At 34.5% G+C, this 12,339-nt stretch carries 11 protein-coding genes; all 11 read right to left on the reverse strand.

The annotated features are described in order from the left end of the window. Nucleotides 1-109: 109 nt before the first annotated feature. The gene (locus tag CHB72_RS05720; protein ID WP_089281909.1) at nt 110-988 is read right to left on the reverse strand and encodes a glycine betaine ABC transporter substrate-binding protein; all 879 of its coding nucleotides are present in this window, start codon (nt 986-988) and stop codon (nt 110-112) included. 603 nt (nt 989-1,591) lie between these two features. After that, complete coding sequence (locus CHB72_RS05725) at nt 1,592-2,449, reverse strand: 2-oxoacid:ferredoxin oxidoreductase subunit beta (protein WP_089281910.1); 858 nt, start codon at nt 2,447-2,449, stop codon at nt 1,592-1,594. Beyond that, complete coding sequence (locus CHB72_RS05730) at nt 2,450-4,126, reverse strand: 2-oxoacid:acceptor oxidoreductase subunit alpha (protein ID WP_089282053.1); 1,677 nt, start codon at nt 4,124-4,126, stop codon at nt 2,450-2,452. It abuts the gene before it with no gap. 449 nt (nt 4,127-4,575) lie between these two features. Beyond that, nucleotides 4,576-5,490, reverse strand: coding sequence for a polysaccharide deacetylase family protein (locus CHB72_RS05735; protein WP_089281911.1), 915 nt, complete (start codon nt 5,488-5,490; stop codon nt 4,576-4,578). 206 nt (nt 5,491-5,696) lie between these two features. After that, nucleotides 5,697-6,479: an epoxyqueuosine reductase gene (locus tag CHB72_RS05740; protein ID WP_089281912.1), complete on the reverse strand. Its 783-nt coding sequence runs from the start codon at nt 6,477-6,479 to the stop codon at nt 5,697-5,699. Between the two features lie 72 nt (nt 6,480-6,551). Further along, nucleotides 6,552-6,680 (reverse strand): YddF family protein, encoded by a 129-nt coding sequence (locus CHB72_RS28215; protein ID WP_242975046.1) that lies wholly within the window; start codon nt 6,678-6,680, stop codon nt 6,552-6,554. Between the two features lie 57 nt (nt 6,681-6,737). Next, nucleotides 6,738-7,757 carry a polysaccharide deacetylase family protein gene (locus tag CHB72_RS05750; RefSeq protein ID WP_089281913.1) on the reverse strand — a complete coding sequence of 340 codons (1,020 nt, stop codon included), beginning with the start codon at nt 7,755-7,757 and terminating at the stop codon, nt 6,738-6,740. Between the two features lie 238 nt (nt 7,758-7,995). Then, nucleotides 7,996-9,399: a DUF6179 domain-containing protein gene (locus CHB72_RS05755; protein WP_089281914.1), complete on the reverse strand. Its 1,404-nt coding sequence runs from the start codon at nt 9,397-9,399 to the stop codon at nt 7,996-7,998. Between the two features lie 29 nt (nt 9,400-9,428). Next, the gene (locus CHB72_RS05760; protein WP_089281915.1) at nt 9,429-9,908 is read right to left on the reverse strand and encodes a DUF6323 family protein; all 480 of its coding nucleotides are present in this window, start codon (nt 9,906-9,908) and stop codon (nt 9,429-9,431) included. 374 nt (nt 9,909-10,282) lie between these two features. Next, entirely contained in the window at nt 10,283-11,329 is a 1,047-nt protein-coding gene (locus CHB72_RS05765) for a DNA polymerase IV (protein WP_089281916.1), read from the reverse strand. Between the two features lie 174 nt (nt 11,330-11,503). Continuing rightward, the gene (locus CHB72_RS05770) at nt 11,504-12,184 is read right to left on the reverse strand and encodes a TIGR00266 family protein (protein ID WP_089281917.1); all 681 of its coding nucleotides are present in this window, start codon (nt 12,182-12,184) and stop codon (nt 11,504-11,506) included. Between the last annotated feature and the right edge of the window lie 155 nt (nt 12,185-12,339).

Genomic DNA, 12,339 nt, shown 5'->3' on the forward strand with positions numbered 1-12,339 from the left:
TTATAGCAGTGAAAATTCAGATGAGGCGTCCCTCATCTGAATTAAATAGATTATTTAAAACTTTGATTCTGTGTAAACCAATTCATTAACTTTCCTAACAAAATTCATTTTAATTTCCCAACATAGCATCTACCTTGTCTCTATTTTCTTCTATCCACTCTTTTGTTAATTCCTCAATATCTCTATCGTTTAATTCCATTTCTTCTAGCATACCTTCTATTTCTTGTATATCAATTTCAAAGTTTTGTACAAATTCATAAAGATCAGGAGCAATTTCTTCTAGTTCTGGATAAACACCTGTTATCGCATCATCTAATACCCAGATGCCTTCAGGGTCTTCCAACAACTTTATATCATATCTAGTAAACATCGTATGTGGTCTCCATGCTAAAAAAACAATTGGTTCTTCCTGTTGAATTGCTTTTTCAACTTCAGCTAACATCGCTGGTGTACTTCCTTCTAAAAGCTCAAATTCATCTAATCCGTAGGCTTCAATCGTCTCCATAGAGGTCACCATCATTCCAGCACTAGGCTCTATTCCAATGATTCGATTGTTAAATTCATCTGCTCTATCCTTTAACTGGTCAATAGAATCAATATCTACATAAGAAGGCACTGCCCAACCCATATCTATGTTTTCATAAAGTATACCTGTCAATTGAATCTGGTCTTCATAACGGTCTATATAGGTTTTATGTAGTGTAGGTAACCAAACATCTGGGAATATGTGAATATCACCTTGAGCTAATCCTAAGAACATAAACCCAATATCTCCTTCAACCATTTCTGTAGAGTATCCTAATTCTTCTGCTACATGCTTTATAATATTTGCTGGAACCCATTCATGTGGATAGGGAACTTCACCTATAGCAATCGTTGGTTTCTCGTCCGTTGGTGCCTGTTCCTCACTTTCTCCACCACAACCAGCAACTGCTAAACTTAAAATAATCATTATTACACCTAATACTAATTTTTTTCTTACTATCATTTCTTTTCCTCCTTGTTTTCTTGGGTAGTGTCAAGTTTGACACCCCTATATTTTTAAAAAACTGCCAATCTGTTCTCTCTACCATCATCAAAGTGAATTAAAAGATTTTTTAAAAGATTTATCGCTTGATTTTCGATAAAACAAGTACCCGCACAGCTAAATCAACTACTTGCTTATTAGAAACTAGCACTGCAAACTGCAACTTGTTTTCAAGTATGTAATATTTATCGTTTCCTATTAAATAAAAAAAAAAACCGCATTGTTTAACGGTTTTTTGTTTTTATCAATACAAATTCTTCTTAAAATCATTAAAAATTCACTTTGAGAGACAATATAATAAGTCATATTTATCTTTATTTATATCAATCTCTAATTACCTATTAGGTACAAAGAACTTTCAGTACTAGTTTATTTTAACCTATAGCCTTATTTTTGTAAAACCTAGTGATACCAGATATCTCATCATATGCCTGTCTCTAGAACCTTCACCTCCATATAATTATAGTAGCCTCTGTATTTGACCATTATCCTACAGGCACCTCATGAATATGGAAGTTTATTTGATTTTATGCATAAATATTTAGGACTGTATCCTATGAACTTTTACATGAAATCCTTCATAAATTTTTCCGCATCCTCAGGCTGCCACTGTCTATCTACTAAAGTTGATCCTCCAGCTAGATAAGATATTTTATCAATATAGCTAGGCTTTTCTGTTTTATAGATAATCCCTAATGGTATACTAGTCTCCCATTCAAGAGATTTTTGAAAAGCCGCTACTCTGTCAGTAGGATCATAACCTTCATCCAAATAATAAACACGGTCTTTGTACCATTTAAAGGTATTCACTTGATTGAAGATTACACAAGGCTGCAAAATATCTACCAAAGCATATCCTTTATGATTCATAGCTTCCTTCATAATAGAAACAAGGTGCTTTCTATTTCCTGAAAAACTTCTTGCAACAAAACTACAATCTAAGCTCACAGCTAATGCCAATGGATTTAGGGTCTCCATTCTTACTCCATCCAACTGCATGGTAGTTTTTTGACCCTGAGCTGTCGTCGGTGAACCTTGGCCTTTTGTTAACCCATATATTTGATTATCATGGACAAAATGGGTAATATCTACATTCCTTCTAATCCCATGCATCAGATGATTTCCACCTTCTCCATAGCTGTCCCCATCTCCTGAATGAATAATCACCTTTAGGTCTTTATTTGCGATTTTAATACCACTGGCGGGAGGTACTGCCCTTCCATGCAATCCATTAAAACCATTCACATTGATATAATGGGGTAATTTTGCGGCTTGCCCTATACCTGAAGCCACCACCACCTGATGGGGCTTTAATTCTAATTCAGCCAATGCTTCTTTTAATGCCGGTAAAATACTATAGTTTCCGCATCCAGGGCACCATGCTATTTCATCGTTGAAATCGTACATTTTTATTTCCAGCATCTATAACACCTCCCCCTTCAACCTTAAATAAATTTCATAACCACTCATTTGTCTGCCATCATATTTTAATATACTGTTATGGCAAACAATTCCTGTCTCTTGCCGAATAAGCTTAGCCAACTGACCTGTATAATTTTGTTCCACATTAATAATTTTTAAAGCGCTGCTGCTGTACTTATCTAATAGCTTCGTTGGCAATGGATATAAATCTCCAAATGCTAATGCGCCAGCCCCTATACCATCCTTTTGTAATAACTCTATCGCTTCCTTCAATGGCCCATCCATAGAACCCCATCCCAGTAATAAAACCTCTGGATGCTTCACACCATAATAATTTGGCTCTAAGATCTCTTTTTTAAGATAAACCATTCGTTTCATACGTTTTTCCATCATATTACTCCTAATCTCTGCTGCTTCTGTAATATGACCATATTCATTATGTTCGTCACTATCCACCAAAACAATTTGACCTTCATTTTTACCAGGAATTATTCTAGGAGATAGTCCATTTTCCGTCAGTTGATATCTTATGTATTCATCCTCTGTAACGACCTCTTTTCCCGCTAAATATCGGTTTATAGCTATTCTGCCGAAATCGAAAGGTTCAATAGTTTCCATTGCATCCGATAAAAATTGATCTCCTAATAAAATCACTAGCATTTGATATTTGTCCGCTAGATTTAAAGCTCTAGCTGTTTGATAAAAGGCATCCTCTGGATTTCTTACAGCAATCACCATCCGTGGGATTTCTCCATGGGATGCTGTTAGCACAAAACTTAAGTCACTTTGCTCTGTCCGGGTAGGCAGCCCTGTAGCTGGCCCTGGCCTTTGAATATTTGCCACTACTAAAGGTGTCTCTGTTATTCCAGCTAACCCCAATGCTTCTACCATGAGTGAAAATCCCCCTCCAGAGGTTCCTGTCATTGCCCTAGCCCCTGCATAAGAAGCTCCTATTGCCATATTAATCGCAGAAATTTCATCCTCCACCTGTTCTACTACAATACCGGCATCCTCCTGTTTTTCGGATAAATAGGTCATTATGCTGGTGGCTGGGGTCATTGGATAACCAGCATAAAAACTTACTCCTGCCGCCAATGCTCCTAAAGCTATTGCTTGATTACTATTAATTAATATATGGTTATCTTCTGCAGGACTGTCTATTTGAAAATAACTCTCTACCAATTCATATCCCTTCTGAAAAGCAGCGATATTAACCATACTTGTCTCACCATCAAACTTCTCCTTAAATACTTCCTCCACTTGGTTTATGGTTAACCCAAACAGTTTCATTACAGCTCCTATAGCTATAGACCCAAATACTTTTATGTTGCCAATTCCCTTAGCTGTTTCCTTTAGGGCCATAGAGATTACCCTAGTATCCTCAGATTGCAATGAATCATCACAAATAATTATGCCTTTTTCTTGAAGTCTATCAATATGAGTTTCTATTGTCCTCTGATCTAGTGCTATCATCACATCTAAAACTGGATGATGAGAAACGATGGTCTCTGTACCAAATCGAAGTTGAATAAAGTTATGTCCACCTCGAATTCTAGACATATAATCTTTATTAGAGAATACATAATATCCCTGTCTCTTTAAGATTTTTTCTAGTAAAACCGCCAGTGTATCCATCCCCTGACCAGCTTCACCACCAATTAAAATATTGTACTTCAACACAAAACACCTCCTAATACTCTATGAGTAATTTTATTATGGTAAAGGTCTATATATTCCCTTATAGGTATACGCCCCTAAATTCCAAAGGCGTATATCCATAAATCAAGATGTCATGGCTATTATTTCTTCTAGCTTGATAAAATTGATACCCATGTATCCATATATAAAACCATATTTTTTACCAGCTTTTTCCCAAAAGAAAAACCCCTTTACGGGGTTGAGGTTGTTGAAATAGTCAACAAAATCCAGACTGTTCAAAAGCCTTCAGATTCGAGGCGCAAGAAAATCCAGCGACCGCAGCGTATACAGAAATACGTAAAGATGCTGGATTTTCGAAGCAACGAAGAAGATGGAGGTTTTTCAACAGTCTGAACCCCTTTACGGGGTTTCTATATCACCAAATATTAAATTTTCTCCACATCTATCCTGCTTAAGAAGCTACTCTGCTAACCAATACCATGTATTATCGCTCTAAAACGCAGCATGCTGGTAGTAGGATATATGCCAAAACGATTTAACTGCAACAACGAATCTCCACGTTGTACATAGCCTGTCCTTGTTGTAAAGGCTAATGTATACCCTAGTTCTTCCAATATATCTAAAGTCATCTCATTGTATTTTCCATAAGGATAGGCAAAATAGTTGCTTTGAGTGATGCTTTTGTTCATTGCTAAATCTTGCATAATCTTATTGTACGACTTTGTAAGCAAGTAAGGAATTTCATTCTCATCCTGCACATGCATGTCATGGGTATGATTTGCATATTCAAAAACATCCATCCCATGGACTATTTGATCCCACCCCAAGGAAGTGGTTTTTATAGGTGTGAAAGGTTCTGAAACCTCCTTAACACTATGCGTTATCAAAAAAATACTGGCTTCAAATCCATATTTTTTTAATATAGGATAGGCATAATGATAATTACTAGAATATCCGTCATCAAAAGTTATCACTACTGATCTTTTGGGAACTTCTAACTCTCCTTCTAAAAATTTCTCCAGTTCAAGCAAAGTTATCGTATTAAAACCATACTTATGCATATATGCCATTTGCTCTTCAAAGGCTTCTACTGTTATCACCGCAGGATTATTCCCATAGGTATTTTCTTCCTCCATTAAAAGGTGATGATACATCAATACCGGTATCTTTTTAGCCTCACCGTAGGATAAATCAAAAAGCCTAACTTTTTTTTCAGTTTCATTATCCAATGTTTTGTATTGTTGATGATAGTAGCTTGCTTCAGCATTTTGATTTTCCATTTCCATTTCATACACTGTGTCTATTTCTGGTACATTAGCATAAATAGGCATCGTTGCCAGTAATAAATAAATCAATGTTATAATGCCCGTCCTTCGTCCCATGCTTCCTCTTTTTCCCCCTTAATTGTATAGATATACCCTTGTAAGTTTTATAGATATGTGATCATGAATTTTAATATACTAAGAGCTACATTTGCAGTCCTTGGCTATGATTTCCCGCCAGGGGCAAAACCGTAAACCGTGTATATTAAAATTCAAGTATAGAGTCACATGTCTATAATAGTGTATACTTATCAGAATTTTCATTGTTAGTTATTGCTTATTTTTGGAGGATTTGTTGGATTCCTGAAAGAACAGGGTACTCCTACCATGCACTTACCACATACATCGGTAACTCCTATATCTCCTAAATACTCATCATTATGCAAACACATTTCATAGCATTTATGTCGATCATATCCATCCACCGTTAAAGCTCCATTGATACATCCTTCAACACACTTTTTGCATATAGCCTTTGTTTTATATAGACAATACTCTTCTTCTTTAACTTCTGTTGCTTCAATTTTTATGTTAGTTACTATACTTCCTACTCTACCACAGCATCCCTTTTCCGTTATGAACATGTTATTTAATCCAAATTTCCCTAAACCGGCAATATAGGCAACATGTCGGTGAGACCATTCGCTTATTAAGGTTTCCACATCAAAATTATGGGTGGCAGGAATAATCGTAGATTGATAACCTAGTTCCTGTATTTTTTCATGTAGATAGGTATTTAAATCCAATATTAATCGATTGGTTTCTATATAGGCCATTCCCCACGTTCTGGAGCTTTCCTTTCCTTTAATATTGCTTTTCACAACCTCTCCTTCAAAGGGTAGAAAATAGGTGATTACTGTTTTAGCATCCTGAAGAAAATCTGTCGGTATCCCATGGGTAGGAACTACGATCTTTTTTAGTTCCAAAAACATAGGATTCTTTGCATCAGCATAGGCTATCAAAGGCTCCTTCCATCTTGTTTCAGTACCTTTTACTTCTGGGTATTTTTTTACGAATTCTTTTATGTATTTTTCAATTTTTTCCTTCATTTTCTCTCCCCCCTTATTCAATCCTTTCCATCAGGTTAAAGCTATATCCCACCTTTTCAATCTCTTCACCATTTAATACAGCTCCTTCTGGTGGTCTGCAGACACAAATCCATACTCCTTGATAAGTTTTGTGGCTTCTTCTATAGTAATATCAGTTATTTTATAAAGACCATTCGTAGTGACTACAGTTCCATTAAACAAGTATTATTTATATTTCATTCTATTGCAGCCGTATATTTACATTCAATATCAATATTGTTAATGCAAATCAATTATCTTTTTAAAATCCTCAATAGTGGTTTTAGGACAAATACCATAACGTTGCAATTGTAGTAAGTCATCCCCTGGTTTTACATGTCCTCGCTTAACTGTAAAGGCCATCCGCATACCTAATCGTTCTAAAATTTGAAGGGTATGAGTGTTGTATTGTCCATAGGGATAGGCAAAGTAGGGACTACCCATCAGCTCCATATTCATGCTTAGATCCCTAACAACCTCTTCCAATGGCTTAATAACTAGATAACCCTTGTGATCCTCCACTCTATGTAAATCATGGGTATGATTATCATAGGTGAACACATCTAATGTATCTACCATATCCTTCCAACCCAGATACTGCAGTTGATAAGGATCAAACTCTTCAGTGATTTCTTTTAGCTTATGACTTATAATAAAGTTACTGGCTTTAAAGTTATACTCTTTCAAAATTGGATAGGCATAAGCAATATTGCTTAGATAGCCATCATCAAAGGTAATTGCTACAGTTTTTTTAGGCAATTCTAAATCTCCTATTAGAAATGCTTCTAGTTCATTTAAAGTAATAGTACGATACCCATTTTCATGCAGAAGCTTCATCTGTTCAGCAAAACTCTCAACGGTGATTACACTATCATTATCTATATAGGTATTTTCTTCATCATATAATAGATGATGATACATCAAGACAGGAATAGCTTCCGCTTTATCTCCTTCTTTCACTGGAACGCTTCTTATGATGTTATTGTATTTTTTCTCCATATAAGATACTTGAAACGAATCTGTATCTTCACTATAGGCCAACTTTTTCATTTCATCGGCGATGATTGCTAGCGCTTTTAGTTCCTCTTCCTCTAATGGTTCTAGCTGCATTGCATGGGTAATCCTTAAAAAGTTCAACAAAGTATCCATAGCAGCTGATTTGCCGTAAACATAGGTGTTGCCTATGTATTTTGCAAATCCTAAGGTTGAAGCAATAATTAGTGCAGTAAGTATTAAAGTAATGGTTAATATCTTTTTCAACAATGTATCCTCCCCAAAGATAGCTTTTCTATCAACAAAATTTATCTATTACTTAAAATTAGACAAATTTCTCTTAAATCCTTTTATTTATTATGATTTTTCTAGTGGAAATTTTGTAAATTGATGTTGAATTTTCTTATAAACATATGTTTATAAAGTGAAGCTTAATTTATAAGTAGATAACTCAATGTTTGTTCTTTAACTTTTATGTTAGTCCAAGTTTCTCCACTAATTCCATCTAAACAATCTCATTAACTAGGTTTTTATGAACCAATAATTCAATATCTTGCAGACGACTTTTATCTACAGCTCTTAACCAATCAATCAAAGCTTTTTCCCAAGCATATTTGTAAACTATAGTATTAGAAAATAGCACTGAAAGCTTATCTTCACCTCTTAGTATATATTCCTTTAGCTCACTAGTAATTAACGTGCTTAGCTCTAAATTTCCTAAACTTCCAAAGACATAGTCATATTCTTTTTCATAAAAGCAGTCGGCTTTTAACAAATCAACAAAATCACCTAAAGAATGGACGTACTTCGCCAACAAAATCATTTTATCTTCAGCGGTAGAACAATCCATTATTTTTCTATAGACAAACCTAAAGGCCTTATTATCCATTCTATATCCTATTTCTAAAACTGTCTGCTCTTTATACTGCGTTACCACTTCTAAAATAACCATATTTCTAAGGTTGCCGTGTTCTAATGCATTTTCTAAACGGATCATCATAGAATCAGAATACCTATAGATTAAATCCCTAAGGTTACCACTATTAATCTCTAAGTTATGCATGACTCTGTTTATGCCTTCCGAAATGAGATTTTTTATCTCAGATTTCTCTAATCTATTTAGTTGTTCTTCAATCATTTCAAATTCTATAGCCGAAATAAAAAGATTTTCATAGCTTTTATTTTTATCTAGCAATGTTAAAAAAACAATATTATTGAATATCAACTCAAATATGTTTATGGGAGATTGTTCATAGTTTAGTCTATTAAACTTTCCATAAGCTTCAAGTAAAGCAGTTATATTTGAGGGATTGAATTTACGGCAAAATTCATTTTCTAATTGAAAAGCTTCAAGATATCTTCTGATGTACATTATCCCCTTTATAGACATATCGTCAAAAACCAAAGGATAATCTATATCTGTTGACGTATCTTGAGCAGAGAAAATCACATCATAATTTGCAAAGAAATCTGGTATTGCTTTTGTAAAGGTTTCGTTATAGACCACATTTGGTATAATTATCCGTTTGGTTTCAATTGCTCTGTATAGATTTTTCGTCTCTTCGATGTAGTGTTTTACATACTCTATCGCCTCTTTATAGAACATGTTCGTATTGGATGACCTTAAATGAAGTATGGCATCCTCTGGAGCACTATACTTCATTAAATAAAGATCGAGAGAATATACAATGGATTGCATTAACCCCTCCGCTGTTTCAGCTTTTAAAGTAGTACTTTCTCCCCTTGTATACATCCTCATAACTTCTTTAAAAATTTCCATCAAATCAAAAGAGATGCTTTTACTAAATTCTACACCTACTAGTCCCGCCGCCATTCCTTCATTTATAAGCGAAGCTAAATACTGGTTTTGATCTAATGCTTCTTTATTTATTCCAATTATCGATTTCATAATTAACCCTCCAAACTTTTTTTATTCTCCTAATTAAGCTCATCTATTTCTTCCTTTAACTCTTGATCATAATCATCTCCAAATTTGTATTGTCTAATGATATTTTCCGTTTCCCTTCCTTCTAATAGTTCGAACACCCCAAAACATTTATAGTTATATAAATCCGCAAGTTTTTCAATCAGTTCATCATCTCCTATATTATCATCTAGCTCATTCTTAATATAATGAAACAAATCCTGAATCTCTATTATTGTCTCCATGTAATCATCCTGTTGAATATATGGAGATGAACAAAACTGCATAATTATTTTACGAGTGATTTCAGTGTCCACTTCAATCCGTCCATAGTCTTTTAAAGTAGTATTCCTAGCAATGATAATTTCCCGCGAATCCTGGGATGAGAGATTTAATCCAAAAGTTTTTGAAATCTCATTTGTAAGCATGATCTCATGAGCCCCATCTTCAATAAAAGATAACTCCATTTTAGGAATAATATCAAGAAAACCCATAAAAATACCTCCATTTCACAATGAATTCACAAAAATATTGACTTATTTTTATATTTGTGTTATAATTAATTAGGATATTAATGCGATCTTTTAAATTTGTGCGCTATTTTTATTATATTATTTTTTTTGTATTGAGTCAATACCTAATATGTTAAGTTCAAATTTATCAGCTTTTCAGGAGTTTTTTTATAATTGTGCCAGTCTTAATTCTAGATAACGCAAAATTTTTAATATGTATTTTAAAAATTTTAAGACCTAAACATTAGTCATCAACTAATGCTTAGGTCTTCTTTTTCCAAGAAAATCTCTAATGAATCCTTCACTTATCACTTAGTATTCTAATAACTCAAGTGAGCCTAATTAATAGACTTCTATTATTCAAAAAAACTTAACTGCTGCATTTCTTCTTCACCAAAGTTTGATACGGAAAGTCCTATTAGTCTTAGATCCTTCTCCAAGACCAGCTCATCTAAAATGTCACATGCTACCTTATATATGTCCTCCACTGCATCAAGATGATAGTTAAGGGTTCTACTTTTGGTATGATTGATAAAATCAGCTTCCTTCATTTTTATGGTAATCGTTTTTGTCGATAGGTTTCTTTTATCCAGTGAGTTTGCTACATCCTTAGCAAAAACTAGTAATATTTCTTTTAAGTATTCCTTATCTCTAGTATCCTTTTGCAATGTTGTTTCTCTACCAATAGATTTTATTTCTCTACCTGTCTGTATCTGTCGATTGTCCACACCTCGAATCATATGATAAACCTCAGTTCCCATCTTCCCTAAAAAATGTACTAAATATTCCTCTGTCAAGTCCATCATATCTTCTATAGTAAATATACCAATTGCATTTAGTTTCTTAGCGGATTTTTTCCCTATGCCATATACCTTATTGATAGATAACGGTTTTAATAGTTCAGGAATCATATCCTTTGTAATAATTTTAATGCCATTTGGCTTATTCCAGTCGGAGGCCAGCTTGGCTAAAAATTTATTATAAGAAATTCCTACAGAAAGGGTTAATCCAGTTCTGTTCATCACTTCTCTTTTTATATAATGTGCTACTTCAATGGCTTCTTTTTTCACATCAGTTATATCTAGATAGGCTTCATCAATAGATAAAGGCTCTACCAAATCAGTAATATCATAAAAAATATTAAAGATTTCTCTAGAAACCTCCTTATATCGACTATACCTTACTGGTAAATAGATACCATGAGGACATTTTTCCTCTGCCATAAAAATCGGCATAGCAGAATGAATCCCATACCTTCTAGCTTCATAGGAGCAGGTGGCAACAATCCCTCTTTTACTACTTCCTCCTACGATCACAGGTTTCCCCTTAAAATGAGGATGATCTCTTTGTTCCACTGCTGCAAAGAAGGCATCCATATCCACATGTATAATTTTCCTCTCCATCACTCATTTCTCCCGCTCTGCTAAAGTTATATCCTGTTTTCCTATCATTTCTAGTATAGCAAACATTTGTTCTTATGTCTAAAAATAGATGACCCAAATCTTTGATTTGGTGTCAGTCACTTTCACAGAGTGCAAAAATAGCCTCCAGTTCTATTAACTAGAGGTTACTCTCTCCTATTTAGATGGTGTCGGTAAAAATGGGAAAATCTCACCCGCCATGCTCTGAATTGACATTGTTTGGAGCCATACTTTTCCTGGACCTGTCAAGGTTGTGAGGAATAGACCTTCCCCTCCAAATAGGATATTGCTGAATCCCTTTACCATCTCAATACTCATGTTCACAGTAGATTCATACATTCCTACTGCTCCGGTTTCTACTTTAATGGATTGTCCCCTTTCTAATTCTATCTCCACGGCTTCTCCATCAATTTCTACAAATGCCATGCCACTACCCTTCAATTCCTGCATAATAAACCCTTCTCCGCCAAAAAAACCAGAGCCTAATCGTTTTTGAAAGGCTATTTCTAATTCAACAGCTTCTGTAGCACATAAGAAAGCCCTCTTTTGACAAATAATAGACCTTTGAGTAACATCAATAGGGATAATGTACCCAGGAAAGGTATGTCCAAAGGCAATTCTATCTCCATCTCTTTCAGCCCTAAAAAAGTTCATAAATCCGCTCTCTCCCATTATCTTTCTCTTAAAGAAGCCCCCAATCCCTCCATCCATCTCTGTCTTCATTTCTACTGTTGCATCCATCCATTTCATTGCTCCTGCTTGACATTTGATGACTTCTCCTTTGCCAAGAGTTATCTGTAATAGAGGCATGGTGCTACCAATGATTTTATAATTCACTTTTCTATCCCCTTTCTATGTATAAATAGATGATAATGTAGTTTATTCCATTTGCTTATCTTTTATTATTTCTTAGCTATCTATATAGAAATTCTATCGTTCTTCTCTAAATCCTGCAAAAGAACATAATAAAAGTACATCCATTATATTTTATG

Source organism: Anaerovirgula multivorans (assembly GCF_900188145.1).
Taxonomy (GTDB): domain Bacteria; phylum Bacillota; class Clostridia; order Peptostreptococcales; family Natronincolaceae; genus Anaerovirgula; species Anaerovirgula multivorans.